The sequence below is a fragment of the Novosphingobium sp. TK71 genome (assembly GCF_055361505.1).
In genome coordinates, this window is sequence record NZ_JBSZKA010000001.1 from 1,790,291 (window position 1) to 1,810,677 (window position 20,387).

Sequence of the window (20,387 nt, forward strand, 5' to 3'; positions counted from 1 at the left end):
CCTCGTTACCAGCCGCGAAAACGCGGCCAGGTCCGAAGACCGGCAGCGCCGCGCGGGATGACGGTATAGGCGTCGAACTGGGCCGCCGTGGAGCAGGCGTGATTGGGCAATATGCGCAGCCGCGTGCCCACGGGACATTCCGGCAGGACACCGCCGCTGCCCGGCCTCGGGGCGATGATCCCGTGTTCCTGATTGGCCTGAATGACGATCAGGTCCGCCAGCGGCGTGCCTTCGGCATCGCAGACCAGCCCGTAGCCCTGATCCACGGCCTGCCCCTGCGTGCCGCGATCGCGTGACAGCGCCATCCATCCGGCGTCCACGATGATCCAGCCCTTGTCCCGCTGATGTCCGATTACGGTGGTGAGCACCGAAAGCGCGATGTCCTGCACCGAGCAGACGCCGATCCCTGCCATCACCAGATCGAAGAAGACATAGACCCCGGCCCGTACTTCGGTAACGCCTGCAAGGTCGCGCGCGAAATGTGCCGTCGGTGTCGAGCCGACGCTGACCACGGGACACGGCAGGCCTGCATGCCTGAGGTTCTCCGCCGCTTCGACCGCGGCGGCACGTTCCCGTTCCGCGAAAGCCTCCAGCGCCGGTCCGCCGCTGGCACCGTAGCTTTCGCCTGCATGGGTCATCACGCCGCGCAGCACCGCGCCCCCGTCCACCAGGATGCGCCCGATCGCCGCGATGCGTTCGTCATCCGGGACCAGGCCGGAGCGGTGCCCGTCGCAGTCGATCTCGAGCAGGACGGGGATCGGCGCGTCGGCGCCAGCGGCGACCACTGCTCGCGCCTGTTCCACGGAATCGAGGACCACGGTCAGGTCGCAGCCCGCCGCGCGCAGGGCCTGCACCCTCTCCAGCCGCTGCGGCGCGATCCCCACCGCGTAGAGGATATCGCCAACGCCCGCCGCGAACAGTTCCGACGCTTCCTTCAGGGTGGAAACCGTGGCGGGGCCGCAGCCACCGTCAAGCTGGCGCCGGGCAACGTCGATGGACTTGGCGGTCTTCATGTGCGGACGCAGCGTCACGCCAAGCGGAGCCAGATGGCGCCGAAGGCGGTCGATGTTCTGCTGCATCCTCGTTTCGTCGAGGATCAGGCAAGGCGTCTCGCAATCGGCGAGAATATCGCGGGATCGAAGGGTGTCGGCAGGCATCAGCATCTCCATGGCCCAACCTGTATATACAGATAATGGCCTGCTGTCTAGGCAGCCGCGCCTGTGCTAAGGCGCGGGGCATGACGACCAGACCCGCCGCCCCCGGCCTGCGCGAGAGCATCGACCGCCACATCATCGCCCGCATCACTTCGGGCGAATGGAGCGCCGGGGATCGCATCCCTTCGGAAAGCGGGTTCATGGAAATGTTCGGCGCCAGCCGGATGACCGTGCATCACGCCCTGCGCGATCTCACCGCGCGCGGCTTTCTCGTACGGCACGCGGGCTCCGGCACTTTCGTTGCCCCGCCGCGACCCTATGTCGCGGAGTACGCCCATCTCGACATCATCGAGGAAATCGCGGAGCGCGGCGCCCGCCACCGCGCGCAAGTGCTGAAGCGGGAGCTTGCGCCGGCCGGCGCCGAGCAGGCCCGCGCGTTCGAACGCGGCGAGGGGGACATGCTGTTCCACGCCGTGATCCTCCATTTCGAGGATGACGTCCCGCTGGAACTGGAAGATCGCCTGATCGCCCCCGAAGCCCTGCCGGACTGCATGGCCGTGGACCTGGGAAGCCAGACGCTGTTCTCGCGCCTGATGCTGATGCGTCCTTACCGCGAAGGCAGCGAGGAAGTCCGCGCGGTCCTGCCCACGCCCGAGGAACAGCGGCTGATGGCGATCGCGCCGCATGTCCCCTGCCTTGAGATCACCCGGCGCACATGGTCGGCCGAAGGCGTGGTGACGGCGGCGAGAATGCTGCGCGGGGGCGACCGGGGCACCATGCACGGCCGCATCCGGTCGATGCCCGCCGCCTGACCCCGGCGCCGATCTTCAGAACTTCACGCCCAGCCGTGCATAATAGAAGCCGCCGCTGAGGCCGAACGGCGCGAAATTGCCGTAGAGCCCCGAACCATCGGCCGCGACCGCGCCGTTCCTGTCGGGGTAGAGGTCGAAGAGGTTGTTGGCGCCCACGGCGATGTCGAAGTTGTCCGTAAGCTGGTAGCCGATCTCGGCATCGGTCACCCATTTCGCGCCGAACGTGCGGTCGGAAGCGGCGACATTGCTGGATTCGGTATATTGGCCATAGCGCGTCACCCGCACCAGCGCGCGCAGCTTGTCGAGCGACCAGTTGCTGGACAGCACCACCTTGCTGCGCGGCAGCGCCGCCACGAGGTCGCGCTGGGCCTGACGGCCGAACAGGGTGACGTTGAGGGTGCTGAGTTCATCGGGATTGTCGATGACGTGAAGGATCTTCGTACGGTTGTAGCTATAGGCCGCATTGAGGCGGAAGGTGCCCACTGACGCGGTATCCAGCGTATATTCTCCCACCACGTCCACGCCGCGCGTGCGGGTGTCGATGGCGTTGGTGAAGAACTGGGCGCTGTCCACGTCGTCGATCCCGTTGGCGACGAGGATATCCTTGATCGCCGCCCCGCCGTTCGATGCGGTCCCCAGGAATTCGGTCTTCACGATGCGGTCGTCGATGCGGATCTGGTAGGCATCCACGGTCAGCCGGAACGGACCGGTTTCATAAGTGACGCCCGCCGTGAAGTTGAGAGACTTCTCCGGCTTCAGCGGCTTCGCGCCCAGCGCGATGGCCGCCGCGCTGTTGACCGGCAGGAACTTGGAGACCGTGGAGACGCGCTCGTCGCCTATCACGGTGACGGTGTTCTGCGTGGTCGAGAACGCGGTCTGCGCCAGCGAGGGTGCGCGGAAGCCGGTATTGACGCCGCCGCGCAGGGCCAGCCCCTTCGCCAGTTCCACGCGGGTCGAGGCCTTGGCGCTGAAGGTGTTGCCCGCGCTGTCGGAATAATGCTCGAACCGCCCCGCGAGGCCGAGGAACCAGCCCGGCGTGAGATCGGCGGAAACGTCGACATAGGCGGCCACGTTGTTGCGGCTGATGCTCGATGCGTCGGCGGGCGAGGTGCCGGTGAAGGACACCAGGCCCGGCGAAGGCGAACGGCCACCATAGAGCTGGCCGAACGGGGTATCGTCCAGCGGGATCACATAGCCGCCGTCACGGTAGGAATCCGGTTCGCCGGCAATGTTGCGGAACCGCTCCCAGCGATGCTCCACCCCCAGCGACAGGCTGACCGGCCTTGCCAGCCCAAGATCCAGATCGCGGCTGATATCGAGGTTGTTGACCCAGAGGTCCTGCTTCTGGCGCCCCATGAAGAAGCTGCTCTTGCTGTCCGGGCCGAGCGAGGGGTTGAGCGTGTTTTCCGCGCCGAGCTTGACGTTGTCCCGCCCGAAGCTGCTGGAAACATCGAGCGACCAGCCCGCGAATTCGCTGCGAAGGCCGAGCGCGGCCTGGAAATCCCATTCCCAGATGCGGCGATAGGCCTGGAAGCCCGCCGGATAGAGCTGCGGCAGTACCGAGGCGCCGGAGCTGTTGGCCAGCCCGCCGTAGCCTGTCGCGGAAGCGAAGTACGCACCGCGCGCGTCCTTGATGTTCCGGTAGCTGAGCGTGGAGAACGAATAGAGCGTGGTGTCGTCACCCAGCGGCAGTTCGGCGTTGTAGCTGGTGTTGACGATCTTGTCGCGGTTGGAGCGGCCGTAACCGCCGGCGATCAGGTGGTTTGCATCTGCCTCGCGCGGGTCGGGCTGGCCGTCCACCAGGGGATAGACATAGGGCACCGGCTCCGCCGAGGAATCGGCGCGGTCGTGATACTTCGCCTCCACCGCGAACCGTGCGAAGCCGCCGTCGCCGAGGCCCACGCCGTAAGACCCTGAAACTTGCGCCAGCGCGCCGCCCTTTTCGTAGAGCTGGCCGCCCGTCACCGACAGTTCGCCGCCGCGCGCCGTATTGTCGAGGATGATGTTGATGACGCCCGAGATCGCGTCCGATCCGTACTGCGCCGCCGCCCCATCGCGCAGGACCTCGATCCGGCCGACGCCGCTGGTCGGGATCAGGTCGATATCCACCGGGGTGGAGCCGCCGGAAATGCGCGAGAGGTTGTTGATGAGCGAGGTCGTGTGGCGGCGCTTGCCGTTGACGAGGACCAGCACGTAGTCACCCGAAAGGCCGCGGATCGAGATCGGCCGGACGCTGGCCGAGGTGCCGCCGCCGCCCAGCGCGGGCATGCTCAGCGAGGGGATGATATTGCCGAGGATTTCCTTGAGGCCGGTGCGGCCGGTGTTCTTCAGTTCCTGCGGACCGATGACGTCGATCGGCACCGGGCTGTCCGCCACCGAGCGCTGGATGCGCCCGCGCGCACCGGTGACGACGATGGCGGAACCGTCCGCCTCCGCAGCGGCGACTTCGGCGGCGGCATCCGCCGCCTCTTCGGCCCGCGCGGGAGAAATGGCGAGGAAAGAAACACCGGCAAGAAAACTCGATACAAAGAACTTGTTCACATCAGCCCCCGAAGTCAGAAACACGAGAGCTTCGTGCCATCTCAACTAAATTATTTGAAATTGAATTGCCTTATCTGAACCCAAGTTTTTCTTGATTCAGGCATTCAACAGGAATGCGCCGTCGAGCGGACGCGACGACCGTACTTCGCCAAACCTGCGAAATGTATCGAGGACGACCTGCTGATCGGATATGACCTTATTATCAATCGGCACGCGCAGGCGGATATTCTTCTCTGCCGTGGCGCGGGCAATCTCGGGCGGCAGTCCGGTTTCCTTTGCCAGCACGGCGCCATAGTCATCGACATGGCCGCTGGCCCACTCGAGCGCCCTGGCTTCCCGCCGGAGGAAATCGGACAATTGTTCGCGCTTTGCGGCGATGGCGCTTTCCGGCGCCACTTCGAAGCCATAACCCTGCACGAAATCCCGGCCATCCACGACGATCCTGTCCCCCTCGGCCTGCGCCGCGGCGATATAGGGCATCCAGGTGGACCAGGCGTCCACCGCGCCGCTCTGCAGCGCCGCGCGGGAATCGCTGGGCGAAAGGAACACGATCTTCACGTCCTCGGGCCGGAGCCCGGAAGCGATCATCGAACGGAGCACGAGATAGTGGCCCACGCTGCCGCGCGTGGTGGCAATACGCTTGCCCTGCAGGTCCTTGCCGTCGCGCACCGGCGATCCCGCGGGCACGAGGATGGAAAGCGCGCCGTCCAGCCGGGCCTGCGTGCGCTGGGCGCCAACGGCCTTGATCGGGCTGCCCGCCTGATAGGCGAACTGGAACGGCGCATCTCCCACCAGCCCGAGATCGACGGCGCTGCTGCCCAGCGCTTCGAGCAGGTTCTGCGCCGCCGGAAATTCCGACCACTCGACCTTGTAGGACGCGCCGTCGAGCGCACCGGAAGCCAGCATCAGCGACTTGGTGCCGCCCTTCTGGCTACCGACGCGCAGCACCCCGGCATTTGCGCCCGCGCCCCGGCCGCAAGCGGCCAGGGCGAAGGTCGTGGCAAGTCCTGCAAGCAGGTTGCGTCTGTCCAGCATCGATCAGAGGTCCGTCCAGAGCGGTTCGTCGGCGATGAGGATGCGGTGCAGTTCGCGTGGGAAATCGCCGTAGTTGCGCACCGCGAAGTGTACCGTGGCGCGGTTGTCCCAGAACGCCACCGTCCCCGGCCGCCACGAGAAACGCGCCTGGAGGTCGGGCCGCTTGTACTGGAGCAGCACCTCGTCCAGCAGTTCGCGGCTTTCGGACAGTTCCAGCCCGAGGATCTGCGGCTGCTGCGAGAAGTTGACCCAGAGGATCTTCTGCCCGGTCTCGCGGTGGGTCCGCACGATCCTGTGTGCGACGATGGGGTAATCGTGCCCCGAAAGCTCCAGCGCGGGCACGAAGTTGTGCGTGACATGCCTGCCTTCGAGGCGCGCCTTGATCTCCGCCGGCAGCGTTTCATAGGCGAGATGGGCATCGACCCAGATCGTGTCCCCGCCCACTTCGGGCAGGTTCACATCGCGCAGCACCGCACCCCAGGTGGGAACGAGCCGCCAGCTCGTGTCGGTGTGATAGGCCTCGCCCGGACGCAGCTTGTAGCCGAGCTTCCTTTCATATTCCCGGTCCTCCCGCGCAGCGATGGCGTGGACTTCCTTGTTGGCCGCATCGTGGCGCGTGGTGGGATGGGTATAGAGCGGCCCGAAGTTCGCGGCGAAGGCCGCCTGCTGGGCGTCGTCGATCGACTGGTCGCGAAAGAACAGCACCTTCCACTTGAGCAGCGCGGCGCGGATCGCGCCGCGCTGCTCGTTGGTGAGGGGCTTCGAGAGGTCCACGCCCTCGACTTCGGCCCCGATGGTCGGCTGGACCGGGCGGATCACAAGGCCGGCGTTCGAAACGTCGAAAGTGGAAGCGGTACTGGCCATGGGTTTTCTCCTTTCCGTGCTGTCTGTCAGGCCGCCGTACGGCGCAGCCGCGCGGCGGTGTTGCGATTGACGGGAACGTCCAGCCCCAGCGTTTCGCGAAGGGTGTTGCCGGGGTAGTCCTGCTTGTAGATCCCGCGCGCCTGAAGGATCGGCACGACATGGTCGACAAAGACCTCAAGCTGCCCGGGCAGGGATTCGAACAGGTTGAAACCATCCGATCCGCGCTGCTCCAGCCAGAGCTGGAAGCGGTCGGCGACCTGTTCGGGCGTACCTGTGAAGTGGCTGCGCGGCGTGGCCACGCGCAGGGCGATCTCGCCAAGGGTCAACCCGCGCTCTGCCTCTTTCAGTACCTTCTCGGACGCGCTCTGGTTGCTGCGGCGCCCCTCTTCGGCGACGTGCTGCGGGAACGGGCCATCGGGATCGTAGAGGCTGAAATTGTGATCGTTGAACGAACGGCCAAGCGCCCGCAATGCGTTCTCCAGACTGACGAGATCGGCCAGTTCGCGGTGAAGACGCTCGGCTTCCTCCTCGGTCGAACCCACGATCGGGCGCCCGCCGGGAAGCACCAGAAGCTGGTCGGGATCGCGCCCGAAACCGCGCGCCCGCGCCTTGACGTCGGCATAGAAGGCCTGCCCCTCGGCAAGGTCTTCCTGATGGGTGAAGATCGCCTCGGCATGGCGCGCGGCGAAGTTGCGGCCGTCTTCCGAGGACCCCGCCTGGAAGATCACCGGCTGCCCCTGCGGCGAACGCGAGATGTTGAGCGGGCCCTTGACCGACAGGAATTCACCCTTGTGGCCCAGTTCGTGCAGCTTGCCGGGATCGAGGAACTGCCCGCTGGCCTTGTCGCGGACAAGGGCGCCGTCCTCCCAGCTATCCCAGAGCCCTTTCACGACATCGAGGTATTCCTCGGCCAGCCGGTAGCGCACGTCATGGTCGAGGTGCTTGTCCCGGCCAAAGTTGGCGGCGCTGCCTTCCAGCCACGAGGTAACGACGTTCCACCCGGCCCGGCCGCCGCTGATATGATCGAGCGAGGCGAACTGGCGGGCAAGGTTGTAGGCTTCGGTATAGCTGACCGTCGCCGTGCCGACGAGGCCGATATGCTCGGTCACGGCGGCGACGGCGGAGAGGATCGTCAGCGGCTCGAAGCGGTTGAGATAGTGCGGCGAGGAGCGCGCATTGATCGAAACGCTGTCGGCCACGAACAGGTAATCGAACTTGCCGCGCTCGGCGACCTGCGCCTGCCGGGTGTAGAACGAAAGGCTGGTGCTGGCATCGACCTGGGCGTCCGGGTGGCGCCAGTCGTCCCAGCCGGGGCCGACGCCGTGCAGGATGAAACCGAGTTTTAGTTGGCGTTTGCTCATGTCATTCCTCCTTCTGCGTGGGTTCAGGCTATGGGGTGCGGGGGCCGTGAACCAACGCGGATGGCTGATAGGAACGTGAGTTTTTCCAATGCGCGGGCCGCCGCTTCAGCTTGCCAGCGCCACTTTGTCCGTGCCTTCGCGGGCGGCGACTTTGGCGCGGACCAGCGGGATCAGGTCGCGGCCATAATCGATGGCGTCGGCCAGCGGTTCGAATCCCCGGATCAGGAAGTGATCGATGCCGATGTCGTAATATTCGAGCAGCGCATCGGCGACCTGTTCGGGCGTGCCGACAAGGCCGGTGCTGTTGCCCGCCGCCCCGGTAAGCGCGGCCACGCCGGTCCACAGGCGGGTATCGCGGCGCTGGGTCTGCGCCGTTTCCAGCAGGCGCAGCGATCCGGCATTGGGCGGACGATGGCCGCTGGTGGGAAGACCTGCCGCCTCGCGGTTGGCGCGGACCTTTTCGGTGATCTCGTCAGCCTTCTTCCACGCCGCTTCCTCGGTATCGGCAATGACCGGCCGCAGCGAGAGCGAGAAACCGGGACTGCGGCCATGCCGGGCGGCCGCGTGGCGGACGGTGCGAACAGCCTCACCCACTTGCTCCAGCGTCTCGCCCCAGAGCGCGTAGACATCGGCATGGCGGCCCGCCACCTCGATCGCCTCGGGCGAGGAGCCGCCGAAGAACACCGGCAGGTTGTCCGGCTTCACGGCGCTGAAGCCGCCGCGCACTTCGTAGAAACGCCCGGAATGATCGAAGGGCGCGGTTTCCGCCCATTCGCGCTTGAGCACGCCGAGATACTCGTCGCTGCGCAAGTAGCGTTCGGCCTTGAGGGTGTGAACGTCGCCGTCGCGCGCCATCTCGTCATCGGCGCCGCCGGTGATGATGTGCACGGCGACGCGGCCGCCCGAAAGCTGGTCCAGCGTCGCAAGCTGGCGCGCCGCCAGCGTCGGCTGCGTGAAACCGGGGCGGTGCGCGACGAGGAAACCGAGGCGCCTGGTGATCGCGGCGGCATGGGCGGCAACGATCTGGCTTTCCGGCGAACTGGAGCCGAACGGGATCAGCACCCGGTCGAACCCGCCCGCTTCCTGCGCGCGGGCAGCGGCATCCACATAGTCGCGGTCAAGCACGCGAGAACGCGATCCGGCGTGGATTTCGGAGGTGTCGTTGAAGCCGATATAGCCGATGAACTTGACGGTCATGATGCAATTCTCCCTGAAGGGCGCTGGATCAGATGACGAAGAAGCCGTGCGTGCCGTCGCGCTCCAACTGGGCGACGAGGCCATATTCCCAGTCGAGGTAGGCCTGCATGGCGGCCTCGCGATTGTCGGTGCCCTCGTAAGGACGCTTGTACCGGCCATGCGGTCCGCGCGGCGCGGGAGCGCCGTCCTCGCCCGTCTCCAGCGGCCCGTCGAAGGCATCCGCCAGGACCGACACGTCCCACCCGAGCTGGGCGAGCCAGGAGGCGGTCATGTCCGCGCGGGAGCCGAGGTCGTCGGCCAATACGATGCGGGCACCGCGCACCGGTGCGAAATGATCGGTTTCCTGCACGAGCTGGCCGCCCGGCGCATTGCGGAAGCCCGCCGGGTGCCCGGCCGCGAAATCGGCGGGCTGACGCACGTCGAAGCGGTAGAGCGTGCGGTCGTTCTCGGCGAGCAAGGCCCTGAGATCCGCGCTGTCGATCCGGCGCACTCCGGCGCGATAGGCGACATCGCGGGCGCGCTCGCGGGCCACGTCGATTTCGCCATCGGCGCCCTTGTCGACGCTTTCCTGACGCCCTGTCTCCAGCTTCTGCCCGGCGAGCGTCCAGCCGATCGTGCCGTTGCGCAGCGCGAAAATCCTGTTCGGCAGCCCCGCGTTGATGAGCGACTGGGTGCCGATGATGCTGCGGGTGCGGCCGGCGCAGTTTACGATGATCGTCGTATCGGGATCGGGCGCGGCGACGGGCGCGCGCAGCACGAGTTCGGCTCCCGGAACGCTACGCCCGCCGGGGATGCTCATCGTGGCATATTCGTCGAAACGGCGGGCGTCGAGAATGGCGATATCCGCCTTTTCCTCGATCAGCGCCAGCACATCGGGCGCCGGCAGCGAGGGGGTGTGGCGGCGATGCTCGACCAGTTCGCCGAAAGCCTTGGAGTAGCTGTTCACGTCCTCGAACAGCTCGTACCCTGCGGCCCGCCACCCCGCGAGGCCGCCTTCCAGCACATCGACATGCGTAAAGCCAAGCGCGCGGAACTGGTGCAGCGCCGGTTCGGCCAGCCCCTCGCCGTCATCGTAGACCACGATCTGCGTATCCTTGCGCGGGATGCGCCAGGGCGCTTCCAGTGCGATGCGCTGAAGCGGGATCTGCGCCGCGAACAGCGGATGGCCGAGCGCGAAAAGCGCTTCCTGCCGCACGTCTATCAGCGCGATTTCACGGCGGGCCAGCAGGGCACTTCGAACTTCGGCGGGGTACACGCTCATGCCCGGATCACTCCATTCCAGAGGTTGGGCAGGACCTCGTTCGCATAGCCCGAGATGAAGGGGCGCTCCTCGCCGCTGTCGCGGTAGGTCGCGCGTTCGACTGCGCCAATGTTGGCGCCGTAAACATGGATCGAGATCGAAATGCGGTCCGCGAAGGCATTGGCGACGCGGTGGATATCGCCCACCTGCGGATCGATCGCCTCCACCTCGCCTTCGCGAAGCTGGCCGGTCTCACCCTGCTGGACGAGCGAGCCGTCCGGCCGGCGGCGGAAGTTCTGCACGTTCTCCGCGCCGCGCAGCACGCCCACGAGCCCCCAGACGCGGTGGTCGTGGATCGGCGTCGCCTGTCCCGGCCCCCATACGAAGGAGACCACGCTGAAGCGCTCCGCACTGTCGCAATGGAGCAGGTATTGCTGGTAGCGCTCGGGATTAGGCCGCGCGAATTCCTCGGGCAGCCAGCCGCCTTGCGAGACGAGACGGCCCAACAGGGCGCCGCCATGTTCCAGGATCGCCGCCTGCCCGGCCCCGCTGTCGATGATCGCGGCAAGCCCCGTCACGAAACGGCGTAGCGGCCTGATATCCTGCCCCGGAACGACGAGGGAAACCGGCGCGTTCATGCGAGGCCTCCGGCGTGGAGCGCGATGATCTCGGCGGGTAAAGGACCTTCCGATACCTGTCCGCCCAGCGCGCTCAGCAGGCGGCTGCGCAGCCCCCGCGCGACCTGCCCGCGTTCGCCGCGCGGCGCCTCGATGCGCTCCTGCGCGGCGATGCGCCCCCGATCCAGCAGGACGATGCGATCGGCCAGCGCGATCGCCTCGTCCACGTCATGGGTGACCATCATCACCGCCGGCCGGTGCCGGGTCCAGAGCGAGAGCACGAGTTCGTGCATCCGCAGGCGCGTCAGGGCGTCGAGCGCGGCGAAGGGTTCGTCCAGCAACAGCAGGCCCGGTTCGCGCACCAGCGCGCGGGCCAGCGCCACCCGCTGCGCCTCGCCGCCGGATAGCGTCAGCGGCCATGCGTCCAGCCGGTGCCCGAGACCGACTTCGCGCAGCGCGTCCTCTGCTTGCTGCCGCACGTCGCCCTGCCGGAGCCCCAGCGCGACATTGCGCCAGACCTTCTTCCACGGCAGCAGACGGGCATCCTGGAACACGACGGCGCGGGAATCCGGGACGATCACGTCCTGGCCCGGCGTCGGGTCGAGCCCGGCAAGCGTGCGCAGCAGCGTGGTCTTTCCCGAACCCGACCGGCCCAGCAGCGTCACGAACTCGCCCGGCGCGATGTCGAGGTCGAGGCCGGAGATGATCGTGTTGTCGCCGAAGCGGCGCGTGAAATCGCGCAGGCGGACAACCGGCGCAGGACCAACCGGCGGGGCGGGGAATTGCGGCGGCGCGACGCGGGAATAGCCGTTCGGTCGAGCATCCATGGCACGGTTCTCCGGTGCAAGTTGCGTGGGGGATCGGTAGGCGGGGGTCATTGCGAAACGATGCTCGGGCGCCAGACGAGTGCCCGGCTCTCCACCGCCCGCACCAGCGCATCGGCGGCGAGGCCCAGCACCGCATAGATCATCAGGCACACGACGATGATGTCGGTCCTCATGAAGTCGCGGGCATTGTTGATGAGATAGCCGAGCCCGGCCGAGGCGTTGATCTGCTCCGCCACGACCAGCACGAGGATCGCGACCGACAGCGAATAGCGCAGCCCCACCAGCAGCGAAGGCAAGGCTCCGGGCAGGATGACATGCCAGACCAGTTCGGGGCGGCTGAGCCCGAAGCTGCGCGCGCCTTCCAGCAGGCGCAGGTCTACCCCGCGAATGCCGCTGTAGAGGTTGAGGTAGACAGGAAAGATCGAGGCGAAGGCGATCAGCGCGATTTTCGGCGTTTCGCCGATGCCGAACCACACGATGAACAGCGGAGTCAGCGCCAGCGTCGGGATCGTGCGCTTGATCTGCATGAGCGGATCGACCGCCACTTCGCCCTGCCGCGAAAGCCCGGCGACCAGCGCCAGCACCACGCCGATGGTCACGCCGATGGCAAGGCCGATGGCGATGCGCAGGAACGAGACCCAGAGATTTGCCGCAAGTTCACCCGAAACCGCCATGCCAAGCAAGGTGGAGAGCACTTTCGAGGGCGCCGCCAGCGTGCGCCCGGGAATGAGGCCGGAACGCGATCCCGCCTCCCAGGCCAGCAGGAACAGCACCGGCGAAAGCCAGCGTGCGCCTGACAGCGAGCGTTTCAGCGAAAATGGAATCCTGCCGGAAATGGCCATTGTCTTTCTCTTCCATGGAGCAGGCCGGGAAGAGACACGGCATTCTCAACCAATTCAATTGAGTTTTGTGTGCCGGCCTATCAGCACCGCTCATAACGCCGGGAAAAGCTGGAGTTTGCATCGCCGGGCCGTGCCGGATTCGGGGCGAACGCCCCGCCGGCCGCACTGATGGAGCAGACAAGGTTTGCAATCAGCGTCACAAACTCTACTAATTTGGTTGAGAATATGAAGCAGGTTACCCCCGCCGCAGCAGCCCACCCATTCGAGAGTGATTCGAACATGCCCGTCAATCTTCCCACCAACCTCCTGCGCAGTTTCGTGGCGATCGTTGATACCGGCTCCATGCTTCATGCCTCCGAGCGGGTCTTCGTGAGCCAGTCCGCCCTGAGCCTCCAGATCAAGCGCCTGGAGGAACTGCTCCAGCAGCCCCTCTTCCACCGCGAGGGCCGCAGGCTGACGCTCACCCAGTCCGGCGACCTGATGCTGGATTACGCGCGCAAGGTGCTGAATCTCCATGACGAGGCCGTAGCCGCCGTCACTGCCGGGCACTTTACCGGGCCGGCACGCATCGGCATGGTGCAGGACTTCGCCGAAATGCTGCTGTCCGGCCTGCTGGCCCGTTTCGCGGAGCTCCACCCCGAAGCACAGCTTTATTCGCGCGTCGCGGGCACTGCCGAACTGCTCGGCCAGCTCGAACGCCGGCAACTGGACATCGTGCTCGGCTTCGCGGCCAACAACGATCCCAGCGCGATCGCCAGCGCGCCGATGGCCTGGTACGGAAAGCCCGAACTGGCGTTGCAGGAAACCGTGCAGCTCGCCGTGCTCGAACCGCCGTGCCGCTTTCGCGAAGCGGCGATCCGGGCGCTGGAAGATGCCGGGCGGCCTTACCGGATCTCGGTCGAGACACCCAATCTCACCGCGCTGCGCGCTGCCGTCGATGCCGGATTGGGCGTGACCTGCCGAACGCACCTGTTCCTGCGCGAGGCTCCGCTGGAGGATTCGGACCTGCCCGAACTGCCCAACGTCTCGTGCATCCTCCAGACCGCGCCCGGGCTTGACGGGCCGACCAGCCAGCTCGCCAAACTGGCGCGGGAGGTCGTGGCGGCACTCTGAAGCCACGGGCGCTTATTGGAAACTTTCAATAACGGCGGGGCGCTTCTCGTTATTCCTGCCCCGCCCCGCGCCCTAGCTTCCCGATGGACACCCATCAGGAGGAAACAGGATGAGCAAGAGCCTCAAGGAGCGATTCGCCGAGCTTCAGGCGGAACGGGACCGGACGTGGAGCGCCGAGCAACTGGCCCGCAACGCCTTGCAGCGCAGCCTGCTTTCGGAGCGCCACGATCCCGCGAAACTGCCCAGGACGGGCGACGAAATCACACCTTTCACCCTGATAGATCAGGACGGGCACGAACTGACCCGCGACTCGCTGCTGGCCAATGGTCCCGCCGTGCTGGTGTTCTTCCGCTTCGGCGGGTGCCCGGCCTGCAACATCGCCCTGCCCTATTACAACGAGACGCTCTGGCCCGAACTTCGCGCGCGGGGCATTCCGCTTGTCGCGGTCAGCGCCCAGATTCCCGTGGACCGGGCGGTGATCGAACGCCACGGCCTGGGCTTCACCGTCGCCAGCGACCCCGGCTACGCACTCGGCCGCAGGCTTGGCGTGACCTTCTTCCCCGAGGAGCAGCCCGAAGTCGCCCCGGGCGAGAGCTGGATCGGCGCCACTCTGGGAACGCTGAGCTACGAGATCGACCAGCCCGCCGTACTGGTCCTGGGACAGGACGCCAGAGTCCTGTTCTTCGAAGCCAGCCCCGACTGGCTGGACCGTACCGACAGCGCCCCGATCCTTGCCGCCCTTTCCAACGCGCCGGTAACAGCCGCCTAGGCTGCCCCTCACGCGCGCACGGTACCGCTTTCCCGTCCGGTTCCGTGCGCCGCCGGCCCGGCGCAGTTCCCCGGATCGCAGAGCCGCTTGAGTCGGCCGCCTGTTTGCGTGACAATAGGTTGCTGCTCCCTTTGAGGGAGTGGACCCTGTGCCGGCGATGAATCATATGTCATTGAAATTCCTGGCACGCCGCATCAAGCGCGGGGTCCGGCGCGAATGGGCCGCTTGGCCGGTATGTCCGGTGGAGCAGGCAGGCTTGGCCAAAAGGTATGCTTGCCACCCTGCAACTACATATTTAATGTCAACCAATTCGATTGAGTTTAGGCGTAGGCCACCTGACGGGAGACACCATAGATGAATGCCGGAACCCTCAATCGCCGCCTGTTTGTTACCGTCGCCGCGGTGACGGTGCTGGCCGCCTCCCTTGCCGGCTGCTCGGGCGGGAAATCGGGCAATTCGGTCGAGATCACCAATGTCTCCTACGATCCGACCCGCGAACTCTACCAGGCCGTGAACCCGGCCTTCGCGGCTTACTGGAAGAAGAAGACCGGACAGGACGTGACCTTCCGCATGAGCCATGGCGGATCGGGCAAGCAGAGCCGCGCGATCATCGACGGCCTCGAAGCCGATGTCGCCACGCTGGCGCTGGCCTACGATATCGACGTGATCGCCGAGAAGGCCAAGCTGCTCCCGGCCGACTGGCAAAAGGCCCTCCCGGACAACAGTTCGCCTTACACCTCGACCATCGTCTTCCTCGTGCGCAAGGGCAATCCCAAGGGCATTCATGACTGGAACGACCTGGTGAAGCCCGGCGTGCAGGTCATCACCCCCAACCCGAAGACCAGCGGCGGCGCCCGCTGGAACTTCCTCGCTGCCTGGGCCTATGGCCGCAAGGCCGGCGGATCGGACGCTGCCGCCGAAACTTACGTGAAGCGCCTCTTTTCGCAGGTTCCCGTGCTCGACAGCGGCGCGCGCGGCGCGACGACCACTTTCGTCGAACGCGGCATCGGCGACGTGCTGCTCGCCTGGGAGAACGAAGCCCTGCTGGCCGAGAAGAAGCTGGGCGCCGGAAAGTTCGAGATCGTGGTGCCTTCCATCTCGATCCTCGCGGAACCGCCGGTCGCCGTGATCGCGGCGAACGCGAAGAAGCATGGCACCGAGGAAGTTTCCAAGGCCTATCTCGAATATCTCTACACACCGGAGGCGCAAGTCGCGATCGCGCGCAATTTCTACCGGCCCAGCGATCCCAAGATCGCCGAACAGTTCGCCAACCAGTTCCCCAAGCTGAACCTCACCACCATCGACGAGGATTTCGGCGGTTGGGGCAAGGCGCAGAAGACCTTCTTCGCTGACGGCGGCGTGTTCGACCGCATCTACTCCAAGAAGTAAACCGCGCTTTCCGGCGCCAGAATCGAGCAGGCCACTGCAGATGCCATCCATGACGACGCGCAAGCCCCGATGGCGTGCGCCCTCCGTTCTGCCGGGCTTCGGGCTGACCTTCGGGTTCAGCCTGGCCTGGCTGTCCCTGATCGTGTTGATCCCGCTTTCCACCCTGTTCCTCAAGTCTGCCGGCATGGGCTGGCAGGCTTTCGTGGACGTGGGCTTTTCCGAACGCGCCCTCACCGCCTATCGCCTGAGCTTCGGCACCGCCATCGCCGCCGCGCTGGTCAACGCGGTGTTCGGCCTCCTCGTCGCCTGGGTTCTCGTGCGCTACGAATTTCCCGGAAAGCGCGTGATTTCCGCGCTGGTGGACCTGCCCTTCGCGCTTCCCACCGCCGTTGCCGGCATCGCCCTCACCGCGCTTTACGCGCCGAGCGGCTGGGTCGGGCAATATCTCGATCCGCTGGGAATCAAGGTTGCCTTCACGCCGATCGGCATCACCGTGGCGCTGGTCTTCATCGGCCTGCCCTTCGTGGTGCGCTCGGTCGAACCGGTTCTTGCCGATCTCGGCAAGGACGTGGAGGAAGCCGCCGCAACGCTGGGCGCCAACCGTGCGCAGACATTCGCACGGGTCATCTTCCCGGCGATCCTGCCCGCGCTGTTCACCGGCTTCGCGCTGTCCTTCGCACGCGGGGTGGGCGAATACGGCTCGGTGATCTTCATCTCGGGCAACATGCCCGGCCGCACGGAGATCGCGCCGCTGCTGATCGTCACCCAGCTCGAACAATACAATTACGACGGCGCCACCGCCATCGCGATGGTCATGATGCTGGTGTCCTTCGCGGTGCTCTTCACGCTCAACGCCCTCCAGTCCATCCGCCGCAGGAGGCTTGGCGCATGACCCGGAAAACGCGCCGGATCACCCCCGGAACCGAAAGCAGGACCGCACAGGTACTGCTGATCCTCATCGCGCTCGCCTTTCTGGCGTTCTTCCTGATGCTGCCGCTGGTCGCGGTTTTCAGCGAAGCCCTGAAGCAGGGGATCGCGCCCTTCCTGGACGCCGTGTCCAACCCCGACGCGCTGTCCGCGATCAAGCTCACGCTGATCATCGCCGCGATCAGCGTGCCGCTCAACATGGTCTTCGGCCTCGCCGCAAGCTGGGCCATCACCAAGTTCAGCTTCCCCGGCAAGAATCTGCTGCTCACCCTGATCGACCTGCCGTTTTCGGTCTCCCCGGTGGTTTCGGGCCTGATCTTCGTGCTTTTGTTCGGAGCGCAGGGCCTGCTGGGACCATGGCTTTCCGCCCACGGCCTGAAGATCATCTTCGCAGTGCCCGGCATCATCCTGGCCACCGTCTTCATCACTTTCCCCTTCGTCGCCCGCGAACTGATCCCGCTCATGATGGAACAGGGCAAGGATGATGAGGAAGCCGCGCTTTCGCTGGGCGCCAATGGCTGGCAGACCTTCTGGCACGTCACCCTGCCGAACATCCGCTGGGGCCTGCTCTACGGCGTACTGCTGTGCAACGCGCGCGCCATGGGCGAATTCGGCGCCGTCTCGGTCGTCTCGGGGCACATCCGGGGCGAAACCAACACCATGCCGCTGCATGTCGAGATACTCTACAACGAATACGACTTCGTCGGAGCCTTCGCCGTGGCCTCGCTGCTGGCTGCGCTCGCGCTCGTCACGCTGGTCCTCAAGACCGTGCTCGAATGGCGCTTCGACCTTCACTCGGGAGCAAGGCATTGATCCGCGTCCAGAACATCACCAAGCGCTTCGGCAATTATCCCGCGCTTCACGGCATCGACCTCGAAATCCAGCCCGGCGAATTCATCGCCCTGCTCGGCCCCTCCGGCTCGGGCAAGACGACGCTGCTGCGCATCATCGCCGGCCTCGAATTCCAGGACGAGGGCCACGTCTACTTCAACGGTGAGGACGTGTCCGAAATCCCGGTGGGCAAGCGCAACGTCGGCTTCGTCTTCCAGCAATACGCCCTGTTCCGCCACATGACCGTGGCCGACAACATCGCTTTCGGCCTCAGCGTGCGCAAGGCGAAGCGGCGCCCGTCCAAGGCCGAGATCAAGGCACGGGCGCAGGAACTGCTGCGCGTGGTCCAGCTCGAAGACCTCGGCGGCCGCTATCCCGGCCAGCTTTCGGGCGGACAGCGCCAGCGCGTGGCGCTCGCCCGCGCACTGGCCATCGAGCCCAGCCTGCTGCTGCTCGACGAGCCGTTCGGCGCGCTCGACGCCAAGGTCCGCAAGGACCTGCGCCGCTGGCTGCGCGACCTGCACAAGCAGATGGGCCTGACCTCGATCTTCGTGACGCACGACCAGGAAGAAGCGCTTGAACTTGCCGATCGCGTGGTGGTGATGGACCATGGCCGGATCGACCAGATCGGCACGCCCGAACAAGTCTACATGGAGCCCGCGACCGCCTTCGTCTCGCACTTCGTGGGCGAGACCAACCGTTTCCCGGATGGCCGGCATGTCCGCCCGCACGACCTCGCGATCGTGCCCACCGGCGGCGAGGCGGTTCATGTCGACAACGTCTTCCGCAAGGGCAGTGCATGGCGCGTGGAAGGCCGCCTCGGCGGCGGCGACACCATGATCGAAATCGATGTCGCGGCGAACACCACTCCGCCGGAAATCGGGAGCACCGTCCTGATCGAGGCGCGCCGTTCGCGAACCTATTCGGCTGAAGGAAACCTCGCATGACCAGCCCCGCGCCCGGCTCCCCCTCGGACAAGCAGCTTGAAGAGAGCATCGCCAGCGTGCGCGATGCCCTGAAGAACCTGCGCTACGGCAATGTCTCGCTGACCATCCATGACGGCCGCGTCGTCCAGATAGACGTCACTGAGAAGAAGCGCTTCTAGCGCGAAGGGCCGGCTGACTCGCACTCGTTGCAAGGCAGCCGCTTCTGCCAGTTCCAGCCGTGGCCGAGCACCAGCATCGCGCTGCCGGCCACGGTCAGGCCCGTCTCGCCCAGCGGCAGGCCGGCGGGCCATACCGCAAGAACGAGGCAGACGATGCCAGCCCCGCCGACAATGCCCGGCCCGATCGCGCCGTGCCGCCGATAGCCCATCAGGAACGCCGCCAGCGCCGCAGGTGCGACCAGGCCGAGCACGACCACATGAAACGCCTCCGACCGAAAGAATGAGCCGAGCAGGCCGGGCAGGAGGAAGAGCAGCAGCGGCAGCGCAAGGCAGTGGACCATGCAGAGCGCCGAGGCCGAGATCGCGGTGGATTCCACGAAATCGGCAAGCAGCCTCTGTCTCCGGACCTGCCGGACTCCACACTGCTCGCTCATCAACCCGGCTCCTGCTCAATTAAGGTATGTTACAACATTACATTGCTTGTGCTAGATGGGGCCTCCTTCGCAAATGAAAAGGCCTATCCCGTGGAAAATGATCTCTGCCCTCCTGAAATCCGTCCGCACGAGGCACTCGCGCGGATAGCCCGGCCGGGTACCGACATTACGCTGTGGGAACGGCATCTCGATGCGGCGCTGGAACAGGAACTGGCAGCCCTGAAACTTGCCGAGCTTGACGACCTGACCTTCGAATGCACCATCCCCGATCTTGCCACGGGCATTGCGCAGGCCCTGGATGACGCCGGCTATCCGCACTGTCCGGCGCTGCGCCGCGACATCGCCATGCTCGCACGCTGCCATGCCGAGGTACTGGCTGCGGAGCGGATCCGGTTGCGGCTGGAAGTGATCGAGACCGACGCCTGCCGGCGGTTCCACGCCGATTTCGTAACGGTCCGCACGATCACGACTTATCTCGGGCGCGGCACGCAGTGGACGCAGGCCCCCGGTTCGGACTGGCAGCCCGAGATGATCCGCGAACTATCGGCCGGGACGGTGGCAATGTTCAAAGGCCGTCTGCTTCAACCGGAACCATCCATCCTGCATCGCTCACCGCCCATCGCAGAATCGGGAGAATCCCGTCTGGTGCTGGTTATCGACTCGATGGAAGCGCGCTAGGCCGCCTTCACCGTCCGGTTCCCGCAGGCGCGACGAACGGTGTGTCCCGTGCGATCATCTCGCCGGGACGGGGCTACCTCGAAAGTTCTGAGACGATATAACGTCTCTCCATGAAAATGGTTCCCGTGGTCGCCGCCGCCATCCTTTCCCTCGCTGCCCAGATGTTCGCCGCGCCGGCGTTCGCGCAGCATCTGCAATGCGTGCCCTATGCCCGCGCGCAGTCGGGGATCGGCATTCACGGCAACGCGGCGACATGGTGGGGTCAGGCCGAAGGCACTTACAAGCGCGGTCATCTGCCCAAAGCGGGATCGGTCCTCGTCTTCAAGTCCACCTCGGCCATGCCTTACGGCCATGTCGCGACGATCCGCGAAGTGGTGGATGCCCGCCACGTCATGCTCGACCACGCCAACTGGTCCGGCCCCGGCCTGATCGAACGCAGCGCCCTTGCCGAAGACGTGTCCGAAGCGGGCGACTGGAGCAACGTGCGCGTCTGGTACGGGCCGAGCCATTCGCTGGGTTCGCGCGAAAATCCGACTTACGGCTTCATCTACGGGTCCAGCGCGGCAGACGGCACCGAACTGGCCACCGCGAAGGATGACGACGCCCCCGGCAAGGCCGGCTGAGCAGGCAGCAGATATTTCCCGATTGTAA

Annotated in this window: 21 protein-coding genes; 10 read left to right on the forward strand and 11 right to left on the reverse strand. The window is 65.9% G+C overall.

All coding sequences use genetic code 11. The features are described from left to right. Positions 1 to 5: 5 nt before the first annotated feature. Positions 6 to 1,157: an alanine racemase gene (locus tag ACXJ16_RS23865; RefSeq protein ID WP_443478582.1), complete on the reverse strand. Its 1,152-nt coding sequence runs from the start codon at positions 1,155 to 1,157 to the stop codon at positions 6 to 8. An 80-nt stretch (positions 1,158 to 1,237) separates the two neighbouring features. Between ACXJ16_RS23865 and ACXJ16_RS23870 the strand changes: the two genes are divergently transcribed. Then, positions 1,238 to 1,966, forward strand: a complete 729-nt coding sequence (locus ACXJ16_RS23870) for a UTRA domain-containing protein (RefSeq protein WP_463922359.1) — start codon at positions 1,238 to 1,240, stop codon at positions 1,964 to 1,966. A 15-nt stretch (positions 1,967 to 1,981) separates the two neighbouring features. Here ACXJ16_RS23870 and ACXJ16_RS23875 read toward each other — a convergent pair whose 3' ends face one another. The 9 genes from ACXJ16_RS23875 to ACXJ16_RS23915 form a co-directional block, all read right to left on the reverse strand. Beyond that, positions 1,982 to 4,531, reverse strand: coding sequence for a TonB-dependent receptor plug domain-containing protein (locus ACXJ16_RS23875; protein WP_420719892.1), 2,550 nt, complete (start codon positions 4,529 to 4,531; stop codon positions 1,982 to 1,984). A 72-nt stretch (positions 4,532 to 4,603) separates the two neighbouring features. Continuing rightward, a complete protein-coding gene (locus ACXJ16_RS23880; RefSeq protein WP_463922360.1) occupies positions 4,604 to 5,542 on the reverse strand; it encodes an ABC transporter substrate-binding protein in 939 nt (312 codons plus the stop codon). A gap of 3 nt (positions 5,543 to 5,545) precedes the next feature. Next, positions 5,546 to 6,406 (reverse strand): TauD/TfdA dioxygenase family protein, encoded by an 861-nt coding sequence (locus ACXJ16_RS23885; protein ID WP_185999150.1) that lies wholly within the window; start codon positions 6,404 to 6,406, stop codon positions 5,546 to 5,548. Between the two features lie 26 nt (positions 6,407 to 6,432). Then, positions 6,433 to 7,767 carry an LLM class flavin-dependent oxidoreductase gene (locus ACXJ16_RS23890; protein WP_463922361.1) on the reverse strand — a complete coding sequence of 445 codons (1,335 nt, stop codon included), beginning with the start codon at positions 7,765 to 7,767 and terminating at the stop codon, positions 6,433 to 6,435. Between the two features lie 105 nt (positions 7,768 to 7,872). Beyond that, complete coding sequence (locus ACXJ16_RS23895) at positions 7,873 to 8,964, reverse strand: LLM class flavin-dependent oxidoreductase (protein WP_463922362.1); 1,092 nt, start codon at positions 8,962 to 8,964, stop codon at positions 7,873 to 7,875. Between the two features lie 28 nt (positions 8,965 to 8,992). Beyond that, positions 8,993 to 10,225 carry a rhodanese-like domain-containing protein gene (locus ACXJ16_RS23900; RefSeq protein ID WP_324699109.1) on the reverse strand — a complete coding sequence of 411 codons (1,233 nt, stop codon included), beginning with the start codon at positions 10,223 to 10,225 and terminating at the stop codon, positions 8,993 to 8,995. After that, the gene (locus ACXJ16_RS23905; RefSeq protein WP_463922363.1) at positions 10,222 to 10,842 is read right to left on the reverse strand and encodes a cysteine dioxygenase family protein; all 621 of its coding nucleotides are present in this window, start codon (positions 10,840 to 10,842) and stop codon (positions 10,222 to 10,224) included. Before ACXJ16_RS23905 ends, ACXJ16_RS23900 begins: the two co-directional genes overlap by 4 nt. Continuing rightward, positions 10,839 to 11,648: an ABC transporter ATP-binding protein gene (locus ACXJ16_RS23910; protein ID WP_463922364.1), complete on the reverse strand. Its 810-nt coding sequence runs from the start codon at positions 11,646 to 11,648 to the stop codon at positions 10,839 to 10,841. Before ACXJ16_RS23910 ends, ACXJ16_RS23905 begins: the two co-directional genes overlap by 4 nt. A gap of 47 nt (positions 11,649 to 11,695) precedes the next feature. Then, the gene (locus ACXJ16_RS23915; RefSeq protein ID WP_463922365.1) at positions 11,696 to 12,490 is read right to left on the reverse strand and encodes an ABC transporter permease; all 795 of its coding nucleotides are present in this window, start codon (positions 12,488 to 12,490) and stop codon (positions 11,696 to 11,698) included. 279 nt (positions 12,491 to 12,769) lie between these two features. Between ACXJ16_RS23915 and ACXJ16_RS23920 the strand changes: the two genes are divergently transcribed. The 7 genes from ACXJ16_RS23920 to ACXJ16_RS23950 all read left to right on the forward strand — a co-directional run bounded on the left by ACXJ16_RS23920 (position 12,770) and on the right by ACXJ16_RS23950 (position 18,624). Continuing rightward, positions 12,770 to 13,603, forward strand: a complete 834-nt coding sequence (locus tag ACXJ16_RS23920; RefSeq protein ID WP_054436770.1) for a LysR substrate-binding domain-containing protein — start codon at positions 12,770 to 12,772, stop codon at positions 13,601 to 13,603. A gap of 109 nt (positions 13,604 to 13,712) precedes the next feature. Next, complete coding sequence (locus ACXJ16_RS23925) at positions 13,713 to 14,372, forward strand: peroxiredoxin-like family protein (protein ID WP_324699112.1); 660 nt, start codon at positions 13,713 to 13,715, stop codon at positions 14,370 to 14,372. Positions 14,373 to 14,726: 354 nt separating this feature from the next. Then, positions 14,727 to 15,761 carry a sulfate ABC transporter substrate-binding protein gene (locus ACXJ16_RS23930; RefSeq protein ID WP_082370282.1) on the forward strand — a complete coding sequence of 345 codons (1,035 nt, stop codon included), beginning with the start codon at positions 14,727 to 14,729 and terminating at the stop codon, positions 15,759 to 15,761. 40 nt (positions 15,762 to 15,801) lie between these two features. After that, complete coding sequence (gene cysT / locus ACXJ16_RS23935) at positions 15,802 to 16,653, forward strand: sulfate ABC transporter permease subunit CysT (RefSeq protein WP_197282986.1); 852 nt, start codon at positions 15,802 to 15,804, stop codon at positions 16,651 to 16,653. Then, entirely contained in the window at positions 16,650 to 17,501 is an 852-nt protein-coding gene (gene cysW / locus ACXJ16_RS23940) for a sulfate ABC transporter permease subunit CysW (RefSeq protein ID WP_185999158.1), read from the forward strand. The genes cysT and cysW overlap by 4 nt, the downstream gene beginning before the upstream one ends. After that, a complete protein-coding gene (locus ACXJ16_RS23945) occupies positions 17,498 to 18,466 on the forward strand; it encodes a sulfate/molybdate ABC transporter ATP-binding protein (protein ID WP_054436723.1) in 969 nt (322 codons plus the stop codon). Before cysW ends, ACXJ16_RS23945 begins: the two co-directional genes overlap by 4 nt. Continuing rightward, the gene (locus tag ACXJ16_RS23950; RefSeq protein WP_082370284.1) at positions 18,463 to 18,624 is read left to right on the forward strand and encodes a YezD family protein; all 162 of its coding nucleotides are present in this window, start codon (positions 18,463 to 18,465) and stop codon (positions 18,622 to 18,624) included. Before ACXJ16_RS23945 ends, ACXJ16_RS23950 begins: the two co-directional genes overlap by 4 nt. Here the strand turns inward: ACXJ16_RS23950 and ACXJ16_RS23955 are convergent. After that, positions 18,621 to 19,058 carry a MerC domain-containing protein gene (locus ACXJ16_RS23955; protein WP_463922366.1) on the reverse strand — a complete coding sequence of 146 codons (438 nt, stop codon included), beginning with the start codon at positions 19,056 to 19,058 and terminating at the stop codon, positions 18,621 to 18,623. The genes ACXJ16_RS23950 and ACXJ16_RS23955 overlap by 4 nt on opposite strands. 90 nt (positions 19,059 to 19,148) lie before the next feature. On the opposite strand from ACXJ16_RS23955, the gene ACXJ16_RS23960 reads away from it, so the two are divergent. Both ACXJ16_RS23960 and ACXJ16_RS23965 read left to right on the forward strand, forming a co-directional pair. Beyond that, positions 19,149 to 19,736 carry a DUF1826 domain-containing protein gene (locus ACXJ16_RS23960; protein WP_463922368.1) on the forward strand — a complete coding sequence of 196 codons (588 nt, stop codon included), beginning with the start codon at positions 19,149 to 19,151 and terminating at the stop codon, positions 19,734 to 19,736. 110 nt (positions 19,737 to 19,846) lie between these two features. Beyond that, entirely contained in the window at positions 19,847 to 20,359 is a 513-nt protein-coding gene (locus ACXJ16_RS23965; RefSeq protein ID WP_054436727.1) for a CHAP domain-containing protein, read from the forward strand. The last annotated feature ends 28 nt before the right edge of the window (positions 20,360 to 20,387 follow it).

Coding starts and splice junctions, on each gene's coding strand:
- ACXJ16_RS23865 (WP_443478582.1), bottom strand. CDS start 1,157: ATGCCTGCCGACACCCTTCGATCCCGCGATATTCTCGCCGATTGCGAG.
- ACXJ16_RS23870 (WP_463922359.1), top strand. CDS start 1,238: ATGACGACCAGACCCGCCGCCCCCGGCCTGCGCGAGAGCATCGACCGC.
- ACXJ16_RS23880 (WP_463922360.1), bottom strand. CDS start 5,542: ATGCTGGACAGACGCAACCTGCTTGCAGGACTTGCCACGACCTTCGCC.
- ACXJ16_RS23885 (WP_185999150.1), bottom strand. CDS start 6,406: ATGGCCAGTACCGCTTCCACTTTCGACGTTTCGAACGCCGGCCTTGTG.
- ACXJ16_RS23890 (WP_463922361.1), bottom strand. CDS start 7,767: ATGAGCAAACGCCAACTAAAACTCGGTTTCATCCTGCACGGCGTCGGC.
- ACXJ16_RS23895 (WP_463922362.1), bottom strand. CDS start 8,964: ATGACCGTCAAGTTCATCGGCTATATCGGCTTCAACGACACCTCCGAA.
- ACXJ16_RS23900 (WP_324699109.1), bottom strand. CDS start 10,225: ATGAGCGTGTACCCCGCCGAAGTTCGAAGTGCCCTGCTGGCCCGCCGT.
- ACXJ16_RS23905 (WP_463922363.1), bottom strand. CDS start 10,842: ATGAACGCGCCGGTTTCCCTCGTCGTTCCGGGGCAGGATATCAGGCCG.
- ACXJ16_RS23910 (WP_463922364.1), bottom strand. CDS start 11,648: ATGGATGCTCGACCGAACGGCTATTCCCGCGTCGCGCCGCCGCAATTC.
- ACXJ16_RS23915 (WP_463922365.1), bottom strand. CDS start 12,490: ATGGCCATTTCCGGCAGGATTCCATTTTCGCTGAAACGCTCGCTGTCA.
- ACXJ16_RS23920 (WP_054436770.1), top strand. CDS start 12,770: ATGCCCGTCAATCTTCCCACCAACCTCCTGCGCAGTTTCGTGGCGATC.
- ACXJ16_RS23925 (WP_324699112.1), top strand. CDS start 13,713: ATGAGCAAGAGCCTCAAGGAGCGATTCGCCGAGCTTCAGGCGGAACGG.
- ACXJ16_RS23930 (WP_082370282.1), top strand. CDS start 14,727: ATGAATGCCGGAACCCTCAATCGCCGCCTGTTTGTTACCGTCGCCGCG.
- cysT (WP_197282986.1), top strand. CDS start 15,802: ATGCCATCCATGACGACGCGCAAGCCCCGATGGCGTGCGCCCTCCGTT.
- cysW (WP_185999158.1), top strand. CDS start 16,650: ATGACCCGGAAAACGCGCCGGATCACCCCCGGAACCGAAAGCAGGACC.
- ACXJ16_RS23950 (WP_082370284.1), top strand. CDS start 18,463: ATGACCAGCCCCGCGCCCGGCTCCCCCTCGGACAAGCAGCTTGAAGAG.
- ACXJ16_RS23955 (WP_463922366.1), bottom strand. CDS start 19,058: ATGAGCGAGCAGTGTGGAGTCCGGCAGGTCCGGAGACAGAGGCTGCTT.
- ACXJ16_RS23965 (WP_054436727.1), top strand. CDS start 19,847: ATGAAAATGGTTCCCGTGGTCGCCGCCGCCATCCTTTCCCTCGCTGCC.